27 protein-coding genes, 1 tRNA gene and 1 other RNA gene are annotated in these 25,585 nt (G+C 67.5%); 16 read left to right on the top strand and 13 right to left on the bottom strand.

Going from position 1 to position 25,585, the window contains the following annotated elements; genetic code table 11:
• The first annotated feature begins 163 nt into the window (after window positions 1-163).
• The 4 genes from NATOC_RS05090 to NATOC_RS05080 all read left to right on the top strand — a co-directional run bounded on the left by NATOC_RS05090 (window position 164) and on the right by NATOC_RS05080 (window position 4,204).
• Window positions 164-1,807 (top strand): potassium channel family protein, encoded by a 1,644-nt coding sequence (locus tag NATOC_RS05090; RefSeq protein WP_015320353.1) that lies wholly within the window; start codon window positions 164-166, stop codon window positions 1,805-1,807.
• A 91-nt stretch (window positions 1,808-1,898) separates the two neighbouring features.
• The gene (locus NATOC_RS05085; RefSeq protein WP_015320352.1) at window positions 1,899-2,591 is read left to right on the top strand and encodes a DUF2270 domain-containing protein; all 693 of its coding nucleotides are present in this window, start codon (window positions 1,899-1,901) and stop codon (window positions 2,589-2,591) included.
• Between the two features lie 200 nt (window positions 2,592-2,791).
• Window positions 2,792-3,105, top strand: an RNA gene (ffs, locus tag NATOC_RS19490) — signal recognition particle sRNA.
• A gap of 112 nt (window positions 3,106-3,217) precedes the next feature.
• A complete protein-coding gene (locus tag NATOC_RS05080; RefSeq protein WP_015320351.1) occupies window positions 3,218-4,204 on the top strand; it encodes a Kelch repeat-containing protein in 987 nt (328 codons plus the stop codon).
• Between the two features lie 46 nt (window positions 4,205-4,250).
• Here NATOC_RS05080 and NATOC_RS05075 read toward each other — a convergent pair whose 3' ends face one another.
• Genes NATOC_RS05075 through NATOC_RS05065 form a run of 3 tightly spaced genes read right to left on the bottom strand, consistent with a single transcriptional unit; the run spans window position 4,251 to window position 5,722 of the window.
• Entirely contained in the window at window positions 4,251-5,144 is an 894-nt protein-coding gene (locus NATOC_RS05075; RefSeq protein ID WP_015320350.1) for a mechanosensitive ion channel family protein, read from the bottom strand.
• Entirely contained in the window at window positions 5,141-5,389 is a 249-nt protein-coding gene (locus NATOC_RS20910; protein ID WP_015320349.1) for a YhbY family RNA-binding protein, read from the bottom strand. The genes NATOC_RS05075 and NATOC_RS20910 overlap by 4 nt, the downstream gene beginning before the upstream one ends.
• Before the next feature lie 54 nt (window positions 5,390-5,443).
• Complete coding sequence (locus NATOC_RS05065) at window positions 5,444-5,722, bottom strand: ribonuclease P protein component 4 (RefSeq protein ID WP_049888886.1); 279 nt, start codon at window positions 5,720-5,722, stop codon at window positions 5,444-5,446.
• Between the two features lie 160 nt (window positions 5,723-5,882).
• Here NATOC_RS05065 and NATOC_RS05060 point away from each other — a divergent pair, with 160 nt between their 5' ends.
• From NATOC_RS05060 to NATOC_RS05045, 4 genes are read left to right on the top strand one after another with little or no spacing between them, the layout of a single operon-like run.
• Window positions 5,883-7,655: an ABC transporter substrate-binding protein gene (locus tag NATOC_RS05060; protein WP_015320347.1), complete on the top strand. Its 1,773-nt coding sequence runs from the start codon at window positions 5,883-5,885 to the stop codon at window positions 7,653-7,655.
• Window positions 7,656-7,659: 4 nt separating this feature from the next.
• Window positions 7,660-8,523 (top strand): phosphatase PAP2 family protein, encoded by an 864-nt coding sequence (locus tag NATOC_RS05055; protein ID WP_015320346.1) that lies wholly within the window; start codon window positions 7,660-7,662, stop codon window positions 8,521-8,523.
• Between the two features lie 59 nt (window positions 8,524-8,582).
• Window positions 8,583-10,331, top strand: a complete 1,749-nt coding sequence (locus NATOC_RS05050) for an ABC transporter substrate-binding protein (protein WP_015320345.1) — start codon at window positions 8,583-8,585, stop codon at window positions 10,329-10,331.
• The gene (locus tag NATOC_RS05045; RefSeq protein ID WP_015320344.1) at window positions 10,331-11,173 is read left to right on the top strand and encodes a phosphatase PAP2 family protein; all 843 of its coding nucleotides are present in this window, start codon (window positions 10,331-10,333) and stop codon (window positions 11,171-11,173) included. The genes NATOC_RS05050 and NATOC_RS05045 overlap by 1 nt, the downstream gene beginning before the upstream one ends.
• A 51-nt stretch (window positions 11,174-11,224) precedes the next feature.
• Here the strand turns inward: NATOC_RS05045 and NATOC_RS05040 are convergent, their stop codons facing one another.
• Window positions 11,225-11,587: a hypothetical protein gene (locus tag NATOC_RS05040; protein WP_015320343.1), complete on the bottom strand. Its 363-nt coding sequence runs from the start codon at window positions 11,585-11,587 to the stop codon at window positions 11,225-11,227.
• 303 nt (window positions 11,588-11,890) lie between these two features.
• On the opposite strand from NATOC_RS05040, the gene NATOC_RS05035 reads away from it, so the two are divergent.
• Window positions 11,891-12,523, top strand: coding sequence for a hypothetical protein (locus NATOC_RS05035; protein WP_015320342.1), 633 nt, complete (start codon window positions 11,891-11,893; stop codon window positions 12,521-12,523).
• A 49-nt stretch (window positions 12,524-12,572) separates the two neighbouring features.
• On the opposite strand, the gene NATOC_RS05030 is transcribed toward NATOC_RS05035, so the two are convergent.
• Both NATOC_RS05030 and NATOC_RS05025 read right to left on the bottom strand, forming a co-directional pair.
• A complete protein-coding gene (locus NATOC_RS05030) occupies window positions 12,573-13,325 on the bottom strand; it encodes a DUF2797 domain-containing protein (RefSeq protein ID WP_015320341.1) in 753 nt (250 codons plus the stop codon).
• A gap of 46 nt (window positions 13,326-13,371) precedes the next feature.
• A complete protein-coding gene (locus tag NATOC_RS05025) occupies window positions 13,372-13,977 on the bottom strand; it encodes a class I SAM-dependent methyltransferase (protein WP_015320340.1) in 606 nt (201 codons plus the stop codon).
• A 93-nt stretch (window positions 13,978-14,070) separates the two neighbouring features.
• On the opposite strand from NATOC_RS05025, the gene NATOC_RS05020 reads away from it, so the two are divergent.
• From NATOC_RS05020 to NATOC_RS05010, 3 genes are all read left to right on the top strand, one after another.
• Entirely contained in the window at window positions 14,071-14,418 is a 348-nt protein-coding gene (locus NATOC_RS05020; RefSeq protein WP_015320339.1) for a BsuPI-related putative proteinase inhibitor, read from the top strand.
• Between the two features lie 110 nt (window positions 14,419-14,528).
• On the top strand, window positions 14,529-15,440 hold the full coding sequence (locus NATOC_RS05015; protein WP_015320338.1) for a CbiX/SirB N-terminal domain-containing protein: 912 nt from the start codon (window positions 14,529-14,531) through the stop codon (window positions 15,438-15,440).
• A gap of 2 nt (window positions 15,441-15,442) precedes the next feature.
• A complete protein-coding gene (locus NATOC_RS05010) occupies window positions 15,443-16,561 on the top strand; it encodes a DR2241 family protein (RefSeq protein WP_015320337.1) in 1,119 nt (372 codons plus the stop codon).
• Here the strand turns inward: NATOC_RS05010 and NATOC_RS05005 are convergent.
• The 3 genes from NATOC_RS05005 to NATOC_RS04995 all read right to left on the bottom strand — a co-directional run bounded on the left by NATOC_RS05005 (window position 16,558) and on the right by NATOC_RS04995 (window position 18,877).
• On the bottom strand, window positions 16,558-17,163 hold the full coding sequence (locus tag NATOC_RS05005; protein ID WP_015320336.1) for a DUF7524 family protein: 606 nt from the start codon (window positions 17,161-17,163) through the stop codon (window positions 16,558-16,560). The genes NATOC_RS05010 and NATOC_RS05005 overlap by 4 nt on opposite strands.
• 14 nt (window positions 17,164-17,177) lie before the next feature.
• Window positions 17,178-17,372: a methytransferase partner Trm112 gene (locus tag NATOC_RS05000; protein ID WP_015320335.1), complete on the bottom strand. Its 195-nt coding sequence runs from the start codon at window positions 17,370-17,372 to the stop codon at window positions 17,178-17,180.
• Window positions 17,373-17,464: 92 nt separating this feature from the next.
• On the bottom strand, window positions 17,465-18,877 hold the full coding sequence (locus NATOC_RS04995; RefSeq protein ID WP_015320334.1) for an adenylosuccinate synthase: 1,413 nt from the start codon (window positions 18,875-18,877) through the stop codon (window positions 17,465-17,467).
• 304 nt (window positions 18,878-19,181) lie between these two features.
• Here NATOC_RS04995 and NATOC_RS04990 point away from each other — a divergent pair, with 304 nt between their 5' ends.
• The gene (locus NATOC_RS04990) at window positions 19,182-19,487 is read left to right on the top strand and encodes a hypothetical protein (RefSeq protein WP_015320333.1); all 306 of its coding nucleotides are present in this window, start codon (window positions 19,182-19,184) and stop codon (window positions 19,485-19,487) included.
• Window positions 19,488-19,538: 51 nt separating this feature from the next.
• Here NATOC_RS04990 and NATOC_RS04985 read toward each other — a convergent pair whose 3' ends face one another.
• The 4 genes from NATOC_RS04985 to NATOC_RS04970 all read right to left on the bottom strand — a co-directional run bounded on the left by NATOC_RS04985 (window position 19,539) and on the right by NATOC_RS04970 (window position 23,396).
• Window positions 19,539-21,242 (bottom strand): DUF7527 domain-containing protein, encoded by a 1,704-nt coding sequence (locus NATOC_RS04985; protein ID WP_015320332.1) that lies wholly within the window; start codon window positions 21,240-21,242, stop codon window positions 19,539-19,541.
• A gap of 37 nt (window positions 21,243-21,279) precedes the next feature.
• Window positions 21,280-21,558, bottom strand: coding sequence for a UPF0058 family protein (locus NATOC_RS04980; protein WP_008426477.1), 279 nt, complete (start codon window positions 21,556-21,558; stop codon window positions 21,280-21,282).
• Window positions 21,559-21,659: 101 nt separating this feature from the next.
• Window positions 21,660-22,844, bottom strand: coding sequence for an ABC transporter ATP-binding protein (locus tag NATOC_RS04975; RefSeq protein WP_015320331.1), 1,185 nt, complete (start codon window positions 22,842-22,844; stop codon window positions 21,660-21,662).
• A gap of 84 nt (window positions 22,845-22,928) precedes the next feature.
• Window positions 22,929-23,396, bottom strand: coding sequence for a DUF5793 family protein (locus NATOC_RS04970; RefSeq protein ID WP_049888654.1), 468 nt, complete (start codon window positions 23,394-23,396; stop codon window positions 22,929-22,931).
• Window positions 23,397-23,564: 168 nt separating this feature from the next.
• Here NATOC_RS04970 and NATOC_RS04965 point away from each other — a divergent pair, with 168 nt between their 5' ends.
• The 3 genes from NATOC_RS04965 (at window position 23,565) to NATOC_RS04955 (ending at window position 25,430) form a co-directional block, all read left to right on the top strand.
• The gene (locus tag NATOC_RS04965; RefSeq protein ID WP_015320329.1) at window positions 23,565-24,224 is read left to right on the top strand and encodes a class I SAM-dependent methyltransferase; all 660 of its coding nucleotides are present in this window, start codon (window positions 23,565-23,567) and stop codon (window positions 24,222-24,224) included.
• A 95-nt stretch (window positions 24,225-24,319) separates the two neighbouring features.
• A complete protein-coding gene (locus NATOC_RS04960) occupies window positions 24,320-25,261 on the top strand; it encodes a beta propeller repeat protein (RefSeq protein ID WP_015320328.1) in 942 nt (313 codons plus the stop codon).
• Window positions 25,262-25,359: 98 nt separating this feature from the next.
• Window positions 25,360-25,430: transfer RNA gene (locus NATOC_RS04955), tRNA-Gly, on the top strand.
• Window positions 25,431-25,585 lie beyond the last annotated feature (155 nt).

The following is a 25,585-nucleotide window of genomic DNA, read 5'->3' as shown; positions in this document are numbered from 1 at the left end:
TCGACGTCCTCGAGGTCGAAAGCGAATCGCGCTTCGAGAGTCTTCTGCCGGGCCGATCCGTCTCAGCGGGCAAGAACGATATTCCCTGGAGTGATCGGTCCCGTATGCTTCGCGTGTGCTGCCCCGGTCGCGCCCTCTCTAGACGAGCCACGGGTGAACGGTCGTGGTAAAACTCACCCGGCGACTGGCGGTGTACGTCGGCTCGCTCCTCTTTCTGATCGCGCTGTACACGCTCACCTACCGGTGGGGGATGGCCGTTTACGAGGGCGAATCCCGGACCTGGTACCAGTCCCTCGAGCTCGTCGTCCAGTCGATGACGACGACGGGGTACGGCCAGGACGCTCCCTGGACAACTCTCGAGATGACCGCGCTGGTGTTGCTGGTACAGGTCACCGGAATCGCCTACATCGCCGTCGCGATCCCGCAGTTCGTCGTCCCCTGGCTCGAGACGCTCGTTCAGCCGTCGCCGCCCGAGGAGATCGACCGGATCGAGGATCACGTCGTCGTCGTCGGCTACACCGCACTCTGTGACACGCTGGTCGACGAGCTCGAGGCCGACGGAACGCCGTACGTGATCCTCGAGGGAGACGAGGATCGCGCCCAGCGGCTTCACGAGGACGGGCTCGCGGTACTGTACGGGGAACCCGACGACGACCGCGTGCTCGAGGCGGTACGACTCGAGGAGGCAACGGCCGTCGTCGTCGACGCGACCGAACGCGAGTTCGTCGCCACCGTACTCGCGATCGAGAGCCGCGATCCGAGGGCCGCTCTTTTCGTCCTCGTCACCGACCCTTCGCGGGCGCGGTACTTCCGGTACGCCGGCGTCGACGAGGTGCTCTCGCCGAAACACCGCCTCGGGAAGGCGCTGGGCGATCGGATCAGAACGGTGATCGCCCCCGCACCCGAAGGGGAGATCACGCTCGGCGATGGCCTCGATCTCACCGAGTTTTACGTCGATGCCGACGCCGAACTGTTCGACGAGACGATGGCCGAAACGCAGTCCCTCGAGGAGACCGGCGCGACCGTCGTTGGCGCGTGGGTCCGAGGGGATTTCGTTACCGAGCTCTCGGAGCAGGTCCACGTCGACGAGAACACCTCGCTGCTGATCGCCGGTACCGAATCGGCACTCGAGGCTGTTGCGGACCGGACCGGCTCCCCTGGGAGCCCGTACCGGACGACCGAGGAGCCGGTCGTCGTCGTCGGCGCCGGACTCGTCGGGCGGACGGCCGCCGGCACTCTCGAACGCGCCGGGCTCGAGACCACCGTCGTCGACCGCGAGGACGACGAGATCGTCGACGTCGTTGGCGACGCAACCGAGGAGGAGACGCTGCTTGCGGCCGGAATCGAGGACGCTGGGACGGTCGTCATCGCGGTCGAACGCGACGACGACGCGGTCCTGGTAACGCTGACCGCGGACGCCCTGCATCCGGACGCCGAGATCATCGTCGGCGCCGATACCACGGACAGCCTGCGAGCGCTGCGAGCGGCGGGTGCCGATCACGTCCTCGCCCTGCCGAACGTCGCGGGACGGATGATCGCGCTGCGGGCGTTCGAACGGGAGGTGATGCCGCTTGGCGACCAGCTCCGGTTGCGACAGCTCGCTGCTCCGGGGCTCGTCGACTCAAAACTGGAGACGGCGACAGTCCGCGAGCAGACGGACTGTATCGTCGTCGGCCTCGAGCGAAACGGGGAGTACCACTCCGACGTCGACGGAACGCGTCTCGAGCGCGGTGATTCGATCGTGATCGCCGGAACCGACGGACAGATCGATCGGTTTCAGGAGACGTACGCAGACGAGGAGTCGTGATCGCACTGGCCGTGGCGACGGCAGCCGCGACTGACAGTCACGGGTCGGGGACGGTACGAACAGCGATCCCGCTCGGGAGCGTACGGACGGTATGGGCGATTCGGAGTTCGATCCCGAGGATCCGGAGCAGGCAGAGATCGGCCGCGAGATGGTCGATGAGAGCACCGGCCTCGGCTCGGTCGCGGCCCACCTCTACCGCGGGGAGATGGAGCGGATGGTCGAGTGGCGCGACCGACTTGATACGACGACGAACTGGGCCGTGACGGTGATGTCGGCGATCGTCGCCTACGCCTTCTCCGGAGAGGTCTCCCACGCGGTGATCCTCGCCGGACTCATTATGGGAACCGTATTCTTGTTCATCGAGGCCAGACGGTTTCGCGACTACGACATCTGGCGCTCACGGGTCCGGGTGATTCAGGAGAACCTGTTCGCGAACGCGCTCGATCCCTCCCAGGGTATCGAACGCGAAGCGTGGCGGGCGGAGCTGAGTCGGGACTACCGCGAGCCCGAACGAAATATCAGCTACCGCGGTGCGTTCAGCCACCGGCTTCGCCGGGTGTACCTCCCGCTTATCACCGCGATGCTCGTCGGCTGGGTGTTTCACGTCTGGGCGTTCAACCCCGACGAGACGTTCCTCGAGGGTGCCACCCTTCCGGGCGTCAGCGGCACCCTCGTCACCGCCGCCGTCGCCCTCTACTACGCGACCCTGCTCGTCCTCGCGGTACCGCTCTCGTCGAAGGAGCGCGGCGAGTCCGGCGAGGCCGACCACGGCGACATCGACTGATACGGATTGCTGCACCGAGTTCCCGGCGCAACCATCGCCCGGGTCGCGGTTGCGCCAGAACTGACGGACAGGAAACCGTATGGGACGGTTGCGATAACGATCGACTGGGCAACCACGAGCCGTTCCGCGATCGTCGCTCCCTCGAGCGGTTCTCGGGCGGTGCTCGAGACGAAAGGTCCTTAAGTTCCAACCCCCTACGGAGTAATGGATAGGTCGGGCAGTTTGGCCCTGCTCGTAACCCGCGCTATGGTCATTAGCGGGGACCGAACGCCGCGGGCGTCCGGTCAGACCGGCCGGGGCCCCGGGAGCCAACAGAGAAGCCTCGTCCGTCGGGGACAGCGGTCTACGGTGGCCGTCCGCAGGGACGTCCCATCGTGGTTAGCCGGCGACAGCCCATCAGGCGCGGAAGCGAGCAGTGGACCGCCGGACACCTGTCGCTCGACGGGTCGCGGGGTGGAGAAGGCAACCGGGATTCCCCCGGCCGGAACGCCGGGCAACCGTGGCTCTCCACACTCATACTTCATTTCACCTGTTCCGTGAGCCACGGCGCCGTGACGCGTCGCGCCCACCGACCGTTAGGTTCGGTAGCGACAACGACTTTCACTCAGTTCGTCGACCGTTCACACGTGAGCGAAGACGACGGCGACCGCACCCTGCTGACGCGGCGGCGCGCAATCGCCGGCGGCGGCCTGCTCGCGCTCGGCGGCGCGACAGCGTGGGCGTTCCGGCCCGCTCCGGTCGACGACAGCGAGGGCTGGAGCGAGCGCGCGACCATGCCAACCGAACGCGGCGAGATGAACGGCGCAGTCCTCGAGGACCGAATCCACGTCCCGGGCGGACTGACGGGACTGGGCGATACGACGGACCGAATGGACATCTACGACCCCGTCGCCGACGAGTGGGAGAACGCGGCGTCGATGCCCGAACCGTTGAACCACCACGCGGCGGCGACCATCGAGGACGTCCTCTACGTCGTCGGCGGCAACCGCGAGTTCGACGATCCGCCCGAGGACCACGTCTTCGAGTACGATCCCGACGCCGACGCGTGGACCGAACGCGGCCCCCTGCCGGAGGGACGGTGGGGCCACGAACTCGTCGCGTACGACGGCCGGTTGTACCTCGTCGGGGGGCATACGACCGACAGCCACGACGTGCTGATCTTCGACGGCGAGACGTGGGACCGAGGCGAGCCGATCCCGACGCCGCGGGACCACCTCGCGGCGGGGGCCCTCGACGACCGCGTCCTCACCGTCAGCGGGCGCTGGGACGGCGACAACGACCCGACCGTCGAGGCCTACGACCCCGACGCCGACGCGTGGGAGGCGATCGACGCGGCACCGACGCCGCGAAGCGGCACCGCCGGCACCGTCGTCGACGGCCGGTTCCACCTCGGCGGGGGCGAGGACCCCGCGGTCGTCACGGGCTGGACGACCGACAGCCACGAGGTCTTCGACGGCGAGGAGTGGACGACCGTACCTGAGCTCCCGCTCTCGCTACACGGACCGACCGCCGTTTCCTACGACGGCGCCTTCTACGTCGTCGGCGGCGCGTGGCGACAGGGCGCGCTGTCAGCGACGGCCTGGAGCGACCGGACGTTTGTCTACGAACCGTGAAGAACGAGAGAACCGCTGCGATCCCGTCTGCCGCCCGGGGCGTCGGTTATTCGGCCGCCTGGCCGACCGCCTGTCGGTCCTCGAGTTCGAGCCCGCCCTCGAGCGTACGGACGGGGTAGGGGATGTCGATCCCTTCCTCGTCGAATCGGCGTTTGACCGCCGTGATGAACTCGCCTTTGGTGCGGACAAAGTCGGCCCGCGAGGGGTCGGCGATCCAGATCCGGGACTGCAGCCCGACGTCGGAGTCGTTGAGTTCGGTCAGGCGAACGGCCGGCTCGGGCTCGTCCATGATCTCGGGATGGCGCTTTGCCTCCTCGACGATGATGTCAGTCGCCTCCTGGATGTCGTCGTCGTAGCCGATTCCGAAGACGAACTTCAACCGGAGCTTGTCGCCGTCGACCGGGTTCTTGACGACGCTCTCGGTGAGCGCCGAGTTCGGGACCGTCAGCAGCTCGTTGTCGAAGGTCCGAACCTTCGTAACACGGAGGCTGATGTCCTCGACGACGCCGGCGTAGTCGCCGCCGTCCCACTCGATCCAGTCGCCGATCCGGAACGGCTTGTCGATGTAGATGAACACGCCCGCGACGAAGTTCGAGATGACGTTTTGCATCGCCAGCCCGACCGCGAGCGCCCCGGCCGCGGCGATCCCGGCCAGGGAAACGAGGAAGTTCTCGAAGCCGGCGAACCCGAACGCGGCCGCGACGGCCACGAACAGCACGCCGAACCGCGTCAGCATCAACAGCGGATTTCGGACGTGTTCGTCGAGTTCGCGCTGATCGAACGCGCGGTTTACCAGCGGCAGAACGGCGAGCCGTCCGATCGCGACGACGGCGACGAACGCCACGACGAACCGAAGTCCCGTGATCGCGAGACCGACGAGGGTCGCCGTCTCGAGGGCGTCGATCCCTCCGAGCTGGACGAGCGTCGCTTCGGCCGTCATCGGTAGAAAACAGCGGTGTGGCCGCGGGTGTCAACGAGTTCGGCATCGACCCGGTCGGCGAGTTCGGCTGCCTGCTCCTCGGTCGGATCCCCGGCACGGGCGGCTCGCAGGAACTTCACTTTGACCAGATCGGCGTTCGAGAGCTGGTCGTCAAGTTCGTCGACGACGGCCTCGAGACCGCTCTTGCCGACCCAGACGGTGACATCGAGATCGTGAGCTCGCCGCTTGCGCTCTTCGGTATCCATATCACCGCATAACAACGCAACCCGTTTGAATCTTAGCAAACGGACCGGGTCAGGTTACGGCTCGTAGGGGTATCGTGCCTGCTCGCCACAGTCACAGGTGATGACGACGTGGCCCCCGCGGGTTCGGACGCGGGCGTTTCGCCCGGGTCGGAGGTACGCGTCACAGGCGTCACAGGTGAACCGACGGAACTCCCGGGGTAACGCGAGCCGATTCCGCTCTGCGACCCGTCGCGCGAGCCGGACGTAGTATCGAGCGCGGTCGTCATCGCCGTCCGCGGCCGCCGCTCGAGCCAGCTCGTGAAGTCGGTCGATCCGCTCGGCGGCGACGGTCACGGCCGCGTGTTTCGACCGTCTCCACATTGATGTTACGGAACGATCGAGATAGAATGAAACGGGTGTTATGGAGTGTATAGCGCCTCTCCCGTCCGATTTATCGGCCTCATAGAACAGAAGATTGTTATGTAGCTGTCCCGAATCTGATCATCAGAGCGGAATGAATTGTGACTCAACCGATCCTGGCGACGGCGTCAGCCGGCGAGCGGTGCTGGCTGCCGGCGCGACCGGCCTGGTCCTCCCGACGAGTGGCTGTGTCGATCGCGTCGAGAGCGCCGTCGACCAGGAGATGGACCGCCTTGCCCTCTCGATCACCACGGTCCCCGCCGACGGCGACAGAGAAGCCGTCCGCATCGCCCGCGAACTCGAGGCCAACCTCGAGGACGTCGGCGTCGACGCCTCCATCGACATGCGCTCGCGATCGGAGTTCCTCGAGACGATACTGATCGATCGCGACTTCGATCTCTACGTCGGACGCCACCCCGCCGGGTTCGATCCCGACTTCCTCTACGAGGCGCTGCACTCGGCGTACGCGAACGAAGCAGGCTGGCAGAACCCGTTCGGGTTCGCCAACATCCCGTTCGACGACGCCCTCGAGGCCCAGCGCCGCGCCGACGGTGACGAGCGGGAGGCGATCGTCGCCGACCTGCTCGAAACGCTGGCCGAGGAGAAACCCTTCGATCCGATCTGCTTTCCCGAGGAACACCGCGTGGCCCGGACCGATCGCTTCGAGGGCTGGAGCGCCGACCACCCCGAGAGTCGTCACGGCTACCTCGGGCTCGAACCCGCCGAGAACGTCGATCGGCTGCGCGTGCTGGTCACCGACTCCCGGATCTCACGGAACCTGAACCCGTTATCGGCGACGCTGCGTGAACGCGGGTCGACGATCGATCTCGTCTACGACTCGCTGGCGACCGAACACGACGGCGAACTGGTCCCCTGGCTGGCCGAGGACGTAACGCTAGAACGCGCCGACGCGGACGACGACCACGTCGCCAGAGCCCGGATCACGCTCCGGGAGGACTGCCGGTTTCACGACGACGAACCCGTCAGAGCCGAGGACGTCGCCTTCACCTACCGCTTTCTCGAGGACACGTCGCTGGGTCGGGCCGAGTTCGAGTCACCACCGCCCCGGTACCGGGGTCACGCCACGGCCGTCGACACCGTCGACGTCGAGGACGACCGCGAGCTCCGCCTCGGGTTCGCTGCGGGCGTCGAGGCCGCGAGACGCGCACTGACCGTCCCGATCCTTCCGGCACACCGGTGGCGCGACCAGATCCGGTCCCGTGCCGAGGACACGACGTCGTTTACCGCCACGCAAGGCGAGTGGGGACTTGTCACGATGGACAACGTCCCGCCGGTCGGGAGCGGTCCCTTCCGCTTCGAGAGCAACAGTGAGCGCGAGCACCTCACTCTCGAACGGTTCGACGACCACTTCACCCGTCGCGAGGACGTCGACCTGCCTGCGGTCGGCGTCGAGCAACTCCAGTTCGGGATCGATCCGGGCAGTGCGTCCTCGATCGAGCGCGTCGCCAACGACGGCGCCGACTTCACGGCGTCGATGCTCGAGGCCCACGCGCTCGATTCCGTTCCGGACGAGCCCGACGTCGACCACCTCGCCGCGCCGTCCCGGACGTTCTACCACGTGGGGTACAACACCCGGGCCGAACCGTTCAGCAACCCCCACGCCAGACGGATCGTCTCACGACTGCTCGATCCGTCCTGGATCGTCGACGCGATCTTCGACGGTCACGCGACCCCGACCGCGGCGCCGTTGCCCGAGGAGTGGGTGCCCGACGAGCTGGGCTGGGACGGCCAGGATCCGGCGACCCCGTTTTTCGGTTCCGACGGCGATCTCGACGTCGAGACCGCCAGGGCGGCGTTAGAGTCCGCAGGGTACCAGTACGACGACCAGGGGCGGCTCCGCCTGTAACCCGATGTACGCCGAGGTCCTCACGCAGGTCCTGACACAGGTCGCCGCTGTCGTCGCGTTCCTGCTCGTGGTGTCGGTCGCGGCGTTCGTCGGCCGCGAGCGCCTCGTGGCGACGGTCCGTGAGTGGCGACCCCGCGTTCGGGCGTCGGCACCCGCGTTCGCGGTGTTGCTCGTCGTGTTGTGGCTCAACCGCGTCATGCGACAGGCCGGACCGGGCATCTCGGAACGGATCGGGGTCCACATGACCGAGACGTTCTACGATCTCGAGGGGGAGTTCGTCCTCGTCTTCCAGTCGATCGCGACCGGGGAGCTGACGGCGTACTTCTCGTTCATCTACGTCTACGGCTACGCCTTCCTGCTGATCTTCCCTGGAATTGCGTATTTCGCGCTGTCGGACACCCGGGCCTTCCGTCGGCTGCTGACGGCGTACTCGCTGAACTACGTGATCGGCCTAGCGTTTTACCTGCTCGTCATCGCCTACGGGCCGCGAAACGTCATGCCCGAGGAGCTGACGGTGACGATGCTGTACGACAACAGCCCCGAGTACCAACACCTCACCCGCGAGGTCAACCGCAACACCAACGTCTTCCCCTCCCTGCACACCTCGCTTGCCGCCACCGTCGGCATCTTCGCCTACGAGACGCGCTCGAGCTACCCGAAGTGGTTTCCGATCGCGGTCGTCCTCGCGGTCAGCGTCGCGCTCTCGACGATGTACCTGGGGATCCACTGGGCGATCGACGTCGTCGCCGGGCTCGCGCTGGCAGTGGGCTCCGTCTGGCTCTCGAACGTCCTCGTCGGCCGGCGATCGATCGCCGAACTTCGACGAGACGTCGCTCGCCGACTGCCGGATCGGGACGACCGAGAGTGAACCGATCGGCAACGCAATACTGTTATATCGCGACTGGCTGAACTGAAGGTATCCACCGAATGACCGAAGCGGACACGGCGCCGACCGATCGGCCCCGAAGCCGGCGGTCGGTTCTCGCCGGCGCGGCCGGGCTCGCCGTCGCGACCAGCGGCTGCGTTCGCCAGGTCCGGACCGTCGTCAACCGCGAGGACGTCGACCAGCTCTCGGTGACGATCGTCACCCGCCCCGCGGACGGGGACCGGGAGGGGATCCGGCTGGCGCGAGCGATCGCGGACGTCCTCGAGGCGGTCGGCGTCGACGTCGCGATCGACATGCGCTCGAACGAGGAGTACCTGCGGGCGGTCCTGATCAACCACGAGTTCGATCTCTCCGTCGGCGTCCACCCCGGCGGCACCGATCCCGACGTTCTCTACGAGGCGTTGCACTCGCGGTACGCCGAGGAATCGGGCTGGCAGAACCCCTTCGGCTACGCGAACATGCAGGTCGACGAGTTGCTCGAGGACCAGCGCCGCGCCGACGGCGACGAGCGGGAGGCGATCGTCGCCGACCTGCTCGAGACGGTCGCCCGCGAGCAGCCGTTCGTTCCGATCTGTGTCCCAGAGGAGCACCGCTTCGTCAGAACCGACCGCTTCGACGGCTGGGGCGAGGCCCACCCGGCGACCCGGCTCGGCTATCTCGAACTCGAGCCCGGGTCGGACGTCGAGCGGCTGCGGACCGCCCACACCGACGCGCGCCCCTCCGAGAACCTCAACCCGCTGACGGCCGAGTACCGCGACGACGAGCCGTTCCTCGAACTGGTGTACGACTCGCTGGCGACCGAACGCGACGGCGAGATCGAACCCTGGCTCGCCGAGGACTGGACCTACGACGACGGCACCCTCCGCGTGCGGCTGCGCGAGGACTGTCGGTTCCACGACGACGAACCCGTCAGGGCCGAGGACGTCGCGTTTACCTACCGACTGCTGCAAGATACCGAACTCGAGGACGAGGAAGGAACGTCGCCCCCGCCCCGGTACAGGGGGTTGGCGGCGGCCGTCGACGCGATCGACGTCGACGACGAACTCGAGCTCGAACTCGAGCTCGACGCGGGCGAGGCCGTCGCCGAACGGGCCCTCACCGTTCCGATCCTTCCCGAACACGTCTGGACCGAACGGGCCGAGTCCGCGACGGTCCCGGGCGTGCGCGTCGCCCAGGGGACGACCGAGGCGATCACGACCGACAACGTCCCGCCGATCGGCAGCGGCCCCTTCCGCTTCGAGAGCCGGACCGAACGCGAACACCTCACCCTCGAGCGGTTCGACGACCACTTCACCCGTCGCGAGGACGTCGCCCTGCCGGAACCGCCCGTCGAGGAGTTCCGGGTGGGGATCGACCCCCGGAGCACGTCGGCGATCGAGCTCGTGACCGGCGACGACGCCGACGTCACGAGCGCCCCCCTCGAGACGTACGTCCTCGACGACGTCGAGCCGGACCCGGAGACGGCGATCCTCGAGTCGCCGTCCTGGCGGTTCTACCACCTCGGCTTCAACGCGCGGCGGGCCCCGTTCGCCAACCCGCGGTTCCGTCGGCTCGTCGCGCGGTTGATCGACAAGGCCTGGATCGCCGAGGACGTCTTCGACGGCTACGCCGCGCCGACCGCGACGCCGGTCACCGAGGAGTGGACCCCCGCGGAGCTCGCCTGGGACGGGCAGGATCCGGCGACCCCGTTTTTCGGTACCGACGGCGACCTTGACGTCGCGGCCGCCGTCGACGCGTTCGAGGACGCCGGCTTCAACTACGACGACGGCACGCTCCGGGTGAGACGCTGATGCTGGTTCAGGTGCTAGTTCAGCTCGCGGTCGTCGTCAGCCTGCTAACGCTGCTGGGGATCGGCGTCGTCGTCGGCCGCTACCGGCTTCGGGACACGCGCCGGGAGTGGCTCGCCAGGCTGCGTGCGGCCACCCCGATCACGGTCGTCCTCGCGGTCGTCCTGCTGGCAAACAGCGTCGCCAGGCAGGTCGTTCCCGACCTCTCCTGGATGATCGGCTGGAACCTCACCTGGGCGATCTACGACATCGAGGGACAGTTCATCCTCTGGCTGCAGTCCTACGAGACGCCGGCGCTGACGGCCGTCTTCTCGTTCGTCTACATCTACGGCTACGTCTTCCTGCTCGTCTTTCCCGTGGTCGCGTACTTCGCGCTGTCGAACACGCGACCGCTGCGGGAGCTGCTGACCGCCTACACCCTCAACTACGTGCTCGGGCTGGTGCTGTACACCTTCGTCATCGCCTACGGCCCCCGGAACATGATGCCCGAGCTCGTCGACGCCCTGATGTACGACACCTACCCGCGCTACCAGCACCTCACCCGACAGGTCAACCGCAACACCAACGTCTTCCCCTCGCTGCACACCTCGCTTGCCGCCACCGTCGGCGTCCTCGCCTACCAGACTCGGGACGTCTACCCGCGGTGGGCGATCGTCGCGATCCCGCTCGCGATCAGCGTCGCGATCTCGACGATGTATCTCGGGATCCACTGGGCGATCGACGTCGTCGCAGGAATCGTCCTCGCGTACGTCTGCGTCAAGCTCGCGGGCGTCCTCGTCGGGCGCTGGTCGCTGGCCGACCGGTTCGACGTTCGGAACCCGCTCCCGTTCTCGCGGTGGCGCTGACGGGACGAACGGCCAGCTGTCGCTCTCGAAAAACCGTCGAAAAGCGGTCGGTTACTGGTCCTCGAGCGCGTCGGCGATGCGCTTCAGCGCGCGGGTCTGGTCGCGCATCTCGTCACGAAGCTGTCGGACCTCGCGGACAAGCTCCTCGTTGCTCTCGTCCTGGCCGCCCGGACCGCCCGGACCGCCGCCGGGGCCGCCGCCCATCATGCCGCCCATCATCTGTGCGAACGGGTTGCCGCCACCCCCGCCCATGCCGCCGGGGCCGCCACCGCCGCCGCCGAACGGGCTCTCGGGTGGCTCACCCTCGCCTTCGCCTTCCTCGGCGCGTTTCTCGCGGATCTCCTCGACTCGCTCTCGGAAGGACTTCTCCTCGCCCTCGTCGCCGGCGTCCTCGGGTTCGTTTTCGTCAGCCATACCTTCCGGTTCCGTAGCGCAGCGGAAAAGGATTGCCATGTTCCCGACCGCCGACGCGTTTATCTGGCACTGTGGAGCCTGTCGGCTGCTTCGTGTCCGAGGCCGAACCCGTAGCCCACCCTGCTCGCGAAACGGCGTTCCCCGTCGAGGGAACCGGTCTCCGACCGGAAGCTGCGTCCGCGAGGACCGAGCCACGAACATTCAGGCCGAACCCTTCTATCGGACGTCTCCGAAAGGGAGGGCGTGCAAGCGAACGCCGCTCTCGAAACCGACGCAGTCGACCCGGAACGCCGGTGATCGTCCATGGATCGAGAACCCACCAGACGGCAAGTGATCGCCGGGGCCGGGAGCGCGGTCGCCGTCGGCACCGTCGCGAGTACGAGCGCGAGCGCGGAACCGACCGACGCAGTCGTCGACGCCGACCGCGACGGCGAGGACGACTACCCGCTGTGTCTGTACAAACCGAACGACGACGGCGAGTGGCACCCCGCTCTGCCGATCAACCTCCACGCCCGCGCCGACGGCTCGGCGTCGGCGCTCGAGGCAGTCGAGGACGCCTTCACCGGACTGGGCAACCTCGAGTGGACGCCCGTGCTTCCCGACGCAACCGCGAAGGCCTGGGACCGCGACGCCGAAGAACTCGTTTCGCCCGACGCCTCCTACCGACGGCCGCAGCTGAGCGACGGCTGGGAGCACGTCCACGTCTGGCGCGTCGACGACGACCGGGCCGCGATCCACGCCCACCTCGACGTGGTCGATCTGACGTCCTCGCATTTCCACCGGGGCGACCGCTACGGCGAGGCGGCTACGGCTGTCACGAGCCACTTGACCGGCGAGGGGTGGACGGAGCGAACGCCCTACGACATCGACTACGACGTCGAGGACGACCGCCTCGAGCGCTGGGGCGAGACGGGCGACACGAAGCTGGAGTACTGACCGCTCTCGAGAGCAAAGCGCCACGTCGGAGTACGACAGTCGGGCCCGATCAACCGAACGAGCCAAGCGATGACTGGAGGTTCCGGCTCGTCTCCCCCTCCGCAATCTCGTAGCCCACGAGGTCGCGCATATCGACAGCGTAGGTCGTCCCGCTCGTTTCGAGGACCAGGAGTCGCCCCTTCACGCCGACGACGGTGCCCGAGGCCATCGTCTCCCGGACGGGGCGAGTCTCGAGGTCGAGGCCGTAGTCGAGATCGAACCGGTCGAGGACGTCGAACTCCGACAGAACCGCCTCCCAGGCGTCCTCGTCGACCGTCTCGGCGAGGGCTGTGACCTTCGGGCGCGTTCGGACGCGATCGACCAGCCAGTCGGCGATCTCGGCCTCGAGCTCGCGGGCGATTCGCCCGTTCGAGACCGTGTGGACGTGGGCTGCCCGGTCCGCGCCCTGTTCGCGGAGGCGGGTCCCGAGGCGCCGGGACTTGGTGACCCCGACCTTGAACGTGTCCGGGGCGAAGGCGGCGACGTAGACGGCGTGTTCCTGGTAGCAGTCCATCTCCGGTTTGAGACAGTCGCCCGTACAGCGGGCACAGACCCACGTGCTCGTGTGGTACTCGCAGTACGGCGCCGTCGAGCGGTTACAGGCGACGTGCTCGCCGTCGTCGATCGTCCCCGCACAGCGCCGCGAGCCGAGGACGTAGGAGAGCTCCGTGCCGGACTCGAGCGGGACGTCCTCGACGCTGTCGCCGTCGGCGACAACCAGTGCTGACCCCCGTCCGCTCGGCTCGTACCCGACGAGTTGCACGCCGCGGGGTTAGTGGCGAACAGGGATAGGCGTACTGCTCCGCGGGCTACCGCTCGCGCTCGAAGACCAGCCCGTAGTGGTACGGGGGGAGCTCGACGGCCCGATCGAACCCGAGATCAGTGTGTTCGCGGACCGCCTCGCGCGTTTCCTCCGGACCGACCCTGAGCTCGGTCGGCGGACCGCGGGTCTCGCCGTCGACTGTCGTCTCCTCGCGCGGGCGATCCGCCCAGTTGACGACGACGAACGTCCCGCCGGGCCGGAGCGAGTCGTGGACGGCCCCGAGAACCGTCGCTCGATCCTCGGGAGCGATCCCGTGGAAGGCGTTGGCGAGCAGGACCGCGTCGATCGGTTCCGGGAGCAGCCGATCGAGTTCCCGCGCGTCGCCGCGGATCGGTCGGACGTTCTCGATCTCCTGTCGGGCCGCGAGCTCCTCGAGTTCGGCGAGGAGCGAGCCCTCGAGGTCGACGGCGTACACCGGTGCGGGAGCGGTGATCCGGGCGGCCGGCAGCGCGAAGTAGCCGTTGCCCGAGCCGACCTCGGCGAGGGACGTTCCGCGGTCGAGGCCGAGCCGGCGAAGCGTCGCCCCCGGCGTCGGCCAGAGTTTTCCCCACCAGTCCCAGTCGGGCTGGCTCGTGTTTCGAAACGGATCCATGTCCGTCCTCGGTTCCGTTCGGTGGTAGGCGTTCCGCTCAAATCGGTCGCTGCCGGCTGAAGAACTATACGGCGAGCAGGCCGAGAGGCGAGTATGGCACTCGAGGGACGACTCGAGGCGGAGGTATCGTCCGGCGCGGGAACGGACGCGGTTCGGTTCGAGTTTACCGTCGCGAACGAGGGCACCGATCCCGTCGAGCTCCAGTTCTCCGACGCCTGCAAGGCCGAGTTCGTCGTCGAGGACGAGGGACGGGAGGTCTGGCGCTACACCGACGGCCGAATGTTCGCCCAGATGATCAGCTCCGAACGGATCGCCCCCGACGAGACGGCGACCTACGAGGCCGAGTGGGAGAATCCCCGGTCGGGGGAGTACACCGCTGTCGCGGAGCTGCGCGCCCAGGAGGGCAGGTGCGAGGCCCGGACCGACGTCACAGTGCCGTAGCCGACCGCTCGCAGCTCGCACTCGACGGGTCGTCGCCCGAGTCGTCCGGAACGTCGGCGACCCGTGCCCCCAGCGAAGTCCCTAAACGGGACCCCTTCTAACGGCCGCGCATGCAAGCGCTGGTCGTCGCGGCCCACGGGTCGCATCTGAATCCGAACGCATCGGACCCCACCTACGCCCACGCCGACACCGTCCGCGAGACCGAAGCGTTCGACGAGGTTCGCGAGGCCTTCTGGAAGGAAGAGCCTCACTTCCGGGAGGTGATCCGCACTCTCGAGTCCGAGGACGTGTTCGTCGTGCCCCTGTTTATCAGCGAGGGATATTTCACCGAGCAGGTCATTCCCCGAGAGCTGCGCCTCGACGACTGGGATCCCGCGAAGTGGGATTCCGACGGCACCGACGCCTCCCACGCCACTCTCGAGGCGACCGATGTCGGGAAGACGATCCACTACTGCGGTCCCGTCGGCACCCACGACGCGATGACCGACGTGATCGTCCAGCGGGCCGAAAGCGTCACCGAAGATCCAGACGTCGGAGACGGGTTCGGTCTGGCGGTCGTCGGCCACGGCACCGAGCGCAACGCGAACTCCGCGAAGGCCGTCGAGTACCACGCCGAGCGCGTCCGCCAGCGGGACCGCTTCGACGAGGTGAAGGCGCTGTTCATGGACGAGGAGCCGGAGGTCGACGACGTTACTGAGTTCTTCGAGACCGAGGACGTGGTCGTCGTCCCGCTGTTTATCGCCGACGGCTACCACACCCAGGAGGACATCCCCGAGGATATGGGACTGACCGAGGACTACCGGCTGGGCTGGGAGGTCCCGGCCGAGGTCGACGGCCACCGGATCTGGTACGCCGGCGCGGTCGGCACCGAGGGGTTGATGGCCGACGTCGTCCTCGAACGGGCGGCCGACGCGGGTGCGGCCGTCGGCGACGCCCGCGAGCGCGTTCGCGACGCGACGGCCCTCGCCGGCGGGAGCGAACGCGGAGACGAGCGCGGACCGAGCGCGGGGGCGGGTGACTGACCGTGTCCGACTCGCCATCCGACCTGCTCGCCGCCGTCGAGACCGAGGACGGCCTCGCGTTCGACGGGTTCGTCCTCGAGCAGGCGAGCGACGGCACGTACGTCCTCGAGACACCCGACGCCGAACGGACGGGCCTCGACGGCGCGGAACTGCGAGACGTCCTCGACACGCACCCGCGGTACGTCTCGAACTGGCGCTACTGGGACGCGATCGGCGGCGAGGGGACGGCCCGGCGAGCCTTCCTGCGGTGGTGTGAGCGAGCGCCGATCGCCGCGGCGACGATCGACCACCGGACGATCGAAGGCGATCCCCTCGACGTTCCCGCCCGCTACGACGCGCTTGCAAACGGGATCGAGCGGGAGTGGGGCGAGCTACTCGTTACGACCGAGCTGCTCGCGGAAGACGAGCGCGGCTACGAACTTCGCCACGTCGACGACGCCGACCGTCCTCGGGGCGAGCTCGAGACTCACGACGATCCCCGCGAGGCCCGCGAGCTCGCGACGAACGACGAGGACGGCCGCTACCGACCGCTGAAAACCGCCCCCTCGCTGCGCTCGGGCTGGGTCTTTCCCGAGCTGACGGGCCGCGAGCTCGTCGAGGCGGTCGACTTCTTCTACCCCGCGACGATCGCCAACTGGTACCGGGAGCTGCGCGGCGAGCTCGACGTCGACCACTGGACCGAGACGGCCACGCGCCAGACGGGGATCTACGACGTAATCGACGAGCTGCCCCGCGAGGCCGTCGACTGGATGGCCGAGGCCTGCTGTGTCGACTCCCAGTGTCTGCGCCGCCGGGAGTGGGAGTACGAGGACGGCGACGCGCTCGCCCCCGAGGGCGGCGAGGGGCCGTTCCCCTGCCGGGAGCCCTGTTCGCTCGTGATCGCGGCCGCCCGCCAGTGGACGATCCTCGAGTCCGAGGACGAGCGCACGTACGAACTCGAGCTGACGACGAGCGAGCGCAACCAGCTCTCGGAACTGATCGACGCCGTCGCGGACGGCCGCACCGACGAGATCCGGGAGGCCGACGTCGGGGACGGCGCGAACCGCTACCGTGCGCGGTACCTCCGTGCGAAGCGCTTCGACGAGGACGGCGGCCTCGAGACGGTCGAACGGGAGAACTAGTTGCGAAAACGGACCGCGACCGCGGCGACGACGGCGACGGCGACGATCGCAAAGACGGCGACGGCAGTCGTGCCGCCGGCGATCGCGGCGACGGCGAGTGCGAGGACGAGCGCGACCCCGCCGAGCGCGAGCGCAGCGAGGGTCGTCGGCTGGAGACCGCCGGGCAGCTCGACGTCCTCGAACAGCGGCTTCGATGACTCCGCCGACCGGGTGTTCTCGGTCGGCGAGCGGTTGGGCTGGGCGAGGGACTCGTCGACCTCGACCCTGTCAGGCCCGGGCTCGATCGTGACGGCGATCGCCGCCGACTCGGCACCGTACCCCGTCGATACCTCGAGATACCCCTGGACAGGGTCGTCGATGGCGCTCGGGTCGATGTCGATCGGGACCGGCGTCCGCGCGTCGGCCTCAACGTAGTAGTTCGACTGGGGCAGCGAGGCGACGCGGGCCAGGTTCTCGTCGAGCCGGCAGTGGACGTGGGTCGGCGTGTCGTGGCCCTCGAGCAGCAGGGTGAACGGCTCGGCCGTCTCGAAGGTAGCGGTCGCTGCCTCGAGGCGCTCGGGCGAACCGCGGTTGACGTGGACGGTGACCGCTGGGGTGAACACGGTTCAGGAAACGTTCAGGCGGGGGACTCTTCGCGCATGTCCGGGGGCAGCAGGTTCGGGATCCCGTCCTCGATCGGGTAGCGCTCGCCACACTCGGTACAGACGAGGGCTCCGTCGACGACCTCGTCGCCGTCGTACTCGGCGTCTTCCAGTTCCAGATCGTGTTTGTCGAGTGGGCAACAGAGGATCTCCAGCAGCGACTCCTTCATACTACGACAGGCGAACGCATTCAGCAAAAGGCTTCGGGAACGCCGCGGCGACGGGACGGCGTTCTCGCGATGGTGGGTCCGGTTCCGAACCGCTACTCGTAGGGGTTCTCGACGACCACGGTCTCCTCGCGGCCCGGACCGACGCCGACCGCGTAGATCTCGGCCTCGAGCTCGTCGGCGACGTACTCGAGGTAGGTGCGGGCGTTCTCGGGGATCGCCTCGTACCCCTCGTCGGCGACCGCGCTCCAGTCGACGTCGTCCCAGCCGTCGAACGATCGCAGGTTCGCCTCGCAGTCGCCCCACTTCTCCGTCGTCGGCGGCATCGTGAGGACCTCCTCCCCCTCGAGCTCGTAGCTGTGACCGACCTGAACCTCGTCGAGCCCCGCGAGGACGTCGATGTGGTTGATCGCGAGTCCCGTGAAGCCGTTCGCGCGCGCGGCGTGGCGCAGCATGGGCATGTCGAGCCAGCCGACCCGTCGCGGGCGGCCCGTGACGGTTCCGTACTCCCCGCCCTCGTCGCGGATGTAGGTGGCGAGCTCTTCCTCGTCCTCGCTTGCACCCGCGTCGCCTCGCGGCTCCGCCGCTCGGTTTTCCGAGGCGCGTTGCGCCTCGCTAGGATCGTATTCGGGCGTCTGGTCCTCGACGCCGCCGAGTTCGGTCGGCAGCGGACCGGTGCCGACCCGCGAGAGGTAGGCCTTGACGATGCCGATGACCTCGCCCTGGCCGACGACGGTCGGGCCGAGTCCGGTGCCGACCGTCGCTCCGCCCGCGGTGGGGTTCGAGGACGTCACGTAGGGGTAGATCCCGTGATCGATGTCGATCGAGGTACCCTGCGCGCCCTCGAGCATGACGTTATCGCCGTCGTCGATGCGATCCTGGAGGTAGGTGCCGCAGTCGACGGTCATCCCCTCCTCGCGGAGCCGTTCGCCGTACTCGCGGTAGGTCTCGAAGAGGTGGTCGACGTCGAACGCCTCGCCGGTGTCGGCCTCGAAGACGTCCTCGGCGATCGCTCGCTTCTGGGGGACGACGTACTCGAGGCGTTCCCGGAGGGTATCGGGGTCGAGCAGGTCGCCGACGCGGATCCCGCGCCGTCCGGCCTTGTCCTCGTAGGTCGGCCCGATCCCGCGTTTGGTGGTGCCGGCCGCGAGGTCTTCCTTCTCGTCTTCCTCGATCCCGTCCAGCGCCCGGTGGTACGGGAGGATGACGTGGGCTCGCTCGGCGACCCGCACGTCGGGCTCGAGTCCTCGCTCGCGGAGCGTGTCGATCTCGTCGAACAGTGTCTCGGGGTTGACGACACAGCCGTTGCCGAGCACGCCGACCTTCCCGCGGACGGCCCCGGAGGGGACGAGCGACAGCTTGTACTTCTTGCCGTCGTGAACGACGGTATGGCCTGCGTTGTCGCCGCCCTGATACCGGGCCACGACGTCGGCGGCGTCGCCGAAGAGATCGACGACCCCGCCCTTGCCTTCGTCGCCGAGTTGCGACCCGACGATGGTGACGGTCATAACAGCGGCGGATTCTTGCCCGGTCGATAAACAGATTACGGTCTGTGCGGACGATCGACGGGGGGAGATGTTCACGGACGTGGATACTAATCGGCATCCAGCGCCGGTGTGAGACCAGCTCCGTGCAACCGCAGCCTGGCCGAACCGATTCGGCGTGACGAATCCGTTCGTGACGGCGACCCCCCTGCATGCACGTGCGACCGGAAGCGTTAACTACTGACAGGAATTGACACATGGTTGAGAGTGGTCGTTTCACTCGCGGAGAGTAACTTTTAAAGGGTCCAAAGACAAGTTAACAAATGCCATGATAGACAGACTTGAGAAGGAAGTCGATATGTTGGAACGTCATCTGCAGGTCCTGAAGATGGTTATCGAGAACGAGCCCATCGGGATCGTCAAGATGTCGAACGAGACGGGATACCCTCACCACAAGGTCCGGTACTCTCTGCGAGTCCTCGAGGAGGAGAACCTCATCGAGCCCTCGAGCCAGGGTGCGATCAAGACCGAACGCACCGCGGAGTTCGTCGACGACCTCGACGGGAAGATTGACGACATCGTCGACAAGCTCGAGGGGATGAAGATCGAAGACGCCGCCGAGATCGAAGGGTAGTCTCTCTTTTTCGTCGTTTCGTTCCCGAGGGCGCCAGCGGTAGTTCCGATCTCAGAGCTCCGGAACCGTCACGTGAAAGCCCGCGGATCGCAGCTCCGCCAGACAGAGGTGGTAGCCCGGACTGTTGACGTAGCTCAGCCGCGAGCCGCGGCTGAGAAAGCCGCTTTTCGTCGCCTCCTCGACGACCTCGAGCGCCCCGGGCTCGAAGTAGCTCCGGGTCACGACGAGCGCGGCCGCAAGCTCCGAGTGACGGCGGGCGACCGCCGCGGCGTCCGTCGCCACACCCTCGAGGACGTCCCGCGGGATCGGCTCCCGGGAGTCGTTCAGCGTCGCGACCAGCAGTGGATTCCCCATCTTGTCGTAGGCGACGACGTCGAACGCGACGGCCTCCCGGTCGCCGTCCTCGATCGGGATCGAGGAGTCGAGCTCGACGCGATCGATCCGCGAGATCCCCTCGTAGAGTTCGCCGAGCGCGTCCGCACGGCCGGTGTCGCGGATCTCGAAGAACAGCTCCGTCGTGAGCCACTCGAGGAACCGAAACGCCATCGTCTCGGCCAGGACGTCCTCGAAGGGGTCGCCGTCGACGGTGGCGCCGACGTCGTCGAACTGGGTGTGGTACTCCAGGCGAAGGTTCGCGTCGACCTCCGCGCGGTCGACGTGGCTCTCATGGGCCGTATCGAGGGTCGGCTGGCTCCGGGAGTCGTACCGAACGAAGAGGTTCGTCTGCGAGAGCGCCTCGTCGAGATCGAGGTCGGGGCCGGGCGCCGACCGCTCGGTGCCCGCACGGGCGCTCTCGAGCTCCGACTCGAGCGTTCGCACCCGCGACCGGAGTCGGTCGACGGTCGCTGACAGCTCCTGATTGCGGGTTCGAAGCGTCTCCAGCTCGTTCGTGCGGTCTTCGTCCTCGGACGCGACGGCCGCCGGCCCGGACGCGTTCTCGGGAGCGCGGTCGGCGTCGGGCTCCGGCTCGGTCGTCCCGGACGACTGTGTCGACTCGGCTGTGGCGTCGTCGGCCTCGTCTCGGGACGCGGGTTCGTCTTGGATCGTCGATTCGGGCTCGTCGCCGTCGTCCGAACGATCCACTCCGGACGTCGCCTCGGCCGTATCCGAGGACGACTCTACCGACGCCGAGCTCGCGGTCGCCCGAGCGGTTTCGGCGCTTGCGGCATGCTCCAGGTCGCCGTCCGTTCGTGTCGCAGGTTCGGCGTCGCGCCCGGCGAGGGCCAGCTCGTCGACGTCGGTGACCTCGATGTCGACGTCGACGACCTCGTAGATGCCGACCTCGTCGGCCGCCCGTTCGAACGCCTCCGTTCCGACGAGCAGACGTTCGGCGTTGCCGACGTAGGCGATCGCCATCCGGCGGCCGCCGTAGTAAACGAGATAGTAGTCGCCGCTGTGGACGTTCTCGCTCAGTTCGACAAAGCCCGTGAACGATCCCTCCTGGAGGGTGCGATCGACCTCCTCGAGGGGCGTCTCGTTCGTGTAGTACGTCCCGCGGGGTGTGTCACGCTGTGTTTCCATCGAGCAGAGCAACGGAAGCGCACGGTGGGGCGCCTCGTAGACCGTCCCCGAGCCGCCCGCGAACTCCGCTGGGGCGCCGTCGACGACGCCGACGATGCGCCCGCCAAGCAGGAACAGCCAGCTACCGTCGTCGGCGACGGCACCGGAAAAATCGGCTCCGGCCAGCGCGCGGAGATCACCGTCGAACGGGCGAGCGTCCCAGCGTTCGACGCGCTCTTGCGTGCGCGAGTCCATGCATGAACAACCAGGATCCGAGACAAATACGTTTCGTCTATATCTTCGACTCGGCGTCCTCGGCGAGTTCTTTCATGCGCTTGCCGATCCGGCCGGCACTCGAGAACTCGTCCTCGCTCATCGCCTTCGCTAACGCGTTGCCAAGCACGAAGACGGCGTGTTTGTGCTCGCTTTTCGACTTGTGGACGTGCGAGGGATCGACGTCGAGCTGGCGGTACGGATCGAACAACTCCTCGTCGACCTCCTCGCGCTCCGAGAAGTACTCCATAATTACGACGAGTTCTTCGTGGAGTTCGAGGAGTTCGTCCTTGTGCATACCCGTCCGTAGGGACGGTTTCGGTTTAAGCATTGTGTGGCGACGCGTCGCAAAACCGCCGCGTCGCCGGAAAATCGGGCGGAACGGATCGGTGCTGTCGGTCAGTCGTCGGCAGCCGCGGACGTCCGGTCGCGCTGCTCGGCGGGGAACCAGGCGAGTTCGTGGTCGGCAGTGACCCGCACCGCGACGCGTTCGTCCAGGTCGATCCGATCCGAGTGGTTGTGCATACACTCGATCGTCTCGCCGGTGTCGAGTTCGACGCGGTAGAGCACGGTCGGGCCGAGATAGCGCCGGTAGACGACGGTGCCGTCGGCCGCGGCGTCGGTCTCTGCGGCCGGATAGGCGGTCACGTCGTCCGGACGGACGAGCAGGTCGACGGTGGTGCCGTCGTACTGGTGGGCGAGCCCGTTGACGTTGTCCCGCAGGACCCGACCGAGCGCGGTGTCGACGTGGTCGCCCCGGACCTCCCCGGAGAGGAAACTGGCGTGGCCCAGAAAGCCCGCGACGAACCGCGACTCGGGCTGCTGGAACACCTGTTCGGGGGTGTCGATCTGCTCGATGTCGCCGTCGTTCATCACGGCGACCCGATCGGAGATCGACAGCGCCTCCTCCTGGTCGTGGGTCACCGAAACCGCGGTGACGCCCGCCTCCTTGATGATCCGACGAACCTCCTCGCGCATCTCGACGCGCAGGTCGACGTCGAGGTTCGAAAACGGCTCGTCGAGCAACAGCATCTCGGGTTCGGGCGCCAGCGACCGGGCGAGCGCGATCCGCTGTTGCTGGCCGCCCGAGAGCTCGTCGGGATAGTCCTCGCCGTGGTTCTCGAGGCCGACCAGCTCGAGCAGCTCCGCAACGCGGGCCTCGCGGTCGGGTTCGGCCCACTCCTGCAGTCCGAACGCGATGTTTTCGCGGGCGGTGAGGTGGGGAAACAGCGCGAACTCCTGAAAGACGACACCAGTTCCGCGCTCCTCGGGTGGAACGAACCGACCCTCGCCCGCGACCGGAGTCTGCTGGAGTCGGACCGCGCCCGCGTTGGGTCGCTCCAGTCCCGCGATCAGGCGCAGCGTGGTCGTCTTGCCACAGCCCGACGGGCCCAGCAGGGTGAGAATCTCGCCGTCACGAACGGACAGCGAGAGCTCCGAGATCACGTCCTCGGTACCGTACCGTTTCGCGACGTCCTCGAGCTCGAGAACGGTCTCCTCGTCCGACTCCGGCTCCGGCTCTGGAGATGGAGTTCTCGACTGCGCTTCGTCGGTCGCCGACGTGAGTAGTTGTCCGTTCGCCATATCGATTTCCGGCGTGTGCCGGCGTACATTCGATTTAGGCGTCCCTAAAACACTTATAACTGCCGGTCGATTCCCAGCCGCTGGCTAGAGCTCGATGCCGCTGGGGATGAGACTATGCTGGCGGAGGAGGTTTCCATCCTCGTCGTAGACCAGGAAGGTCTCCTTATCGTACCTGATGAACTCCTCGCCGTCGAACAGGATCTCGATCTCGTACCGACCGTCGTCGGTTTTGTCCTCACCGTACCCCCGCGCCGCGCGGATAAACCGCAGGACGTTGTCGGCGTCCTCGTTGAGTTCGAGGAGGAACTCGCCAGTCGTCCGGTTGGCAAGGCTCACGACGCCGTCTGTGTCCTTGCCGAGGGGCCCCTGTAGACGGAGGGCTGCGTCGGTCTCGCTCGCCTCGAGGACGTCGCCGTCCGAGCCGGTAAGGCGCTCGCGGAGATCCGTCGCTGGGCCGGTGAAGTCGATCGATACCGATGGTTTCGCCGGTTCGCCGTCGGTCTCGACCCAGTCGACATTGCTAACGTCCAGTGTGAAGTGCTCACGCCTCATTCCGTACCGTCGCTTGGCACTCCCGCCGTATGAACGTAACGCAAAACACATCGGAAGTTCGATAGATCGGTTGGCGGACGCGGTTCGCGTGGGCAAACGTAGTCGGTGTCGCCGACCGGTCGTCTCATCGAACGCCTTTTGCCCGCTCGCGTGCTCGAACCGACCGAGATGGACCGTCGGAAGGCCATTCGCGACACCTACGACCGGATCGCCACCCACTTCGCCTCAACCCGGGAGTACGCCTGGCCGGAGGTCGAGTCGTTTCTCAGGGAGCTCGAGGGCGAGCGGGCCGTCGGGCTCGATCTCGGGTGTGGAAACTGCCGTCACGCCCAGCTACTGGCCGAGGACGCGGGCGTCGAACGGACGATCGGTCTCGACGTCAGCCGCGGCCTGCTCGAGACCGGGCGCGAGCGGGCCCGCGAACGCGAGTTCGACGTCTCGCTAGTGCAGGGCGACGCTGCGACTCTCCCCCTGGCCGCGGACGCCGTCGACGTCGTGGTCTACGTCGCGACGCTGCACCACCTGCCGACGCGAGCGAGCCGGCTGGCGAGCCTGGACGAACTTGCGCGCGTGCTGGCTCCCGAGGGGCGCGCGCTCGTCAGCGCCTGGTCGACCGCCCACGATCGGTTCGACGAGGACGAGGGGTTCGATACGACCGTCGAGTGGACCCTCCCCGGCGGGGAGCCAGTCGATCGGTTCTACCACATCTACGACCCCGCGGAGTTCGAGCGAGACCTCGCCGACAGCGACCTCGACGTCCTCAAGTGGGAGCTCTCGAGCGGGAACTGCTACGCGACCGTCGCGGGCGGGAAACCGACGGGGCGATAATCGTCACGCTCCCCGCATCGTTTCCCACAATTACTGGGCAGTAAAAATAATGTCCTGCTTTTATGAAAATCACGCTTCGAACTCCCGAGTGCGCTATGGCGCGTTTCACTCGTCGTTCGACGCTGCAACTCGCAGGCGCATCGCTCGCCGCAGCTACCGTTCCCGCCGTCACCGCCGGCGAGGACGGCTGGACGTCCGTCGAGACACCGGTCGACAGCACGCTTCACGACGTCGCCCACACGGCGACCAACGCACACGCGGTCGGCGACGGCGGCGTCGTCGTCGAACGCCGCGCGGAGGGCTGGGAGGTCGTCCTGCAGGGCGGCCCCACCGGGAACGGGAACGACCTGTTCGGTGCGGCCGTCACCGACGACGGGCAGCGGCTCTGGCTCGTCGGCGCGAGCGGCGCGATCGGCGAGTACGACGTGACGACCGGGAACCTCGTCGATCGGTCCGCACCGAACGATATCACGGCGAACTTCAACGACGTCGCCGTCACCGGTCCCGCGGGCGACGCGGACGTCTACGTCGCCGACGACTCCGGGTCGATCCACTACAGCTTCGAGAACGGTGAGGAGGGGAGCTGGGAGGACGACGTTCCGGGCAGCGGCTCCGGGATCCCCGCGATCGAGTTCCACGGCGCCCGCTCGGGCCACGCCGTCGATACCAACGGCCGCGTCTACGAGACCGACGACGGCACCACCTGGGAGCCGATCGGGATCGAGGACGCGGACGTCACCTTCTACGGGCTCGACAGCGACGGCTCGGACGACGTCACGGTCAGCGGCGGTAACGCGACGATCTTCGAGTACGACGGCAGCCAGTGGGTACCCGAGAGCCTCGGCGACGCCGATCTCTTCGACGTCGACACCGACGACGGCGACGGCTACGCGGTCGGCGGCGGCGGCACGATCTTCGAGTACGACGCCGGCGACTGGACGCGCACCCAGACGCCCACCGGCGAGAACCTGCAGGCGATCGCACGCGGCGACGTCGATATCGCCGTCGGCGCCGGCGGGGACGTCCTCGAGCGATAGCGTCGACTCGACCGTCCGGGCGGCGGTCGAGACGCGGCGGAACCGTCCTCGGATTGAAACGGAATAGCCTTAAACCAGGAGCGAAAACCGGAGAGTGCGCGCGGATGGTCTAGTGGTAGGACCTGAGCCTTCCAAGCTCATGGCCCGGGTTCAAATCCCGGTCCGCGCATTTCTGCTGCGAGCAATCCCGCGAGCAGCAGAAATCGTACGAGGGATTTGAAGTAGAGAAGACGCAGCGCGCGAGCGAAGCGAGCGCGACCGTCTTCGCGTAGTTCAAATCCCGGTCCGCGCCTTCTCTCCCCGGTCCGCACCGTCTCCCGAGGA

The organism is Natronococcus occultus SP4 (assembly GCF_000328685.1).
Taxonomy (GTDB): domain Archaea; phylum Halobacteriota; class Halobacteria; order Halobacteriales; family Natrialbaceae; genus Natronococcus; species Natronococcus occultus.
Note: the sequence above shows the minus strand (reverse complement) of the source record. Positions and strands in the feature narration are given on the sequence as shown.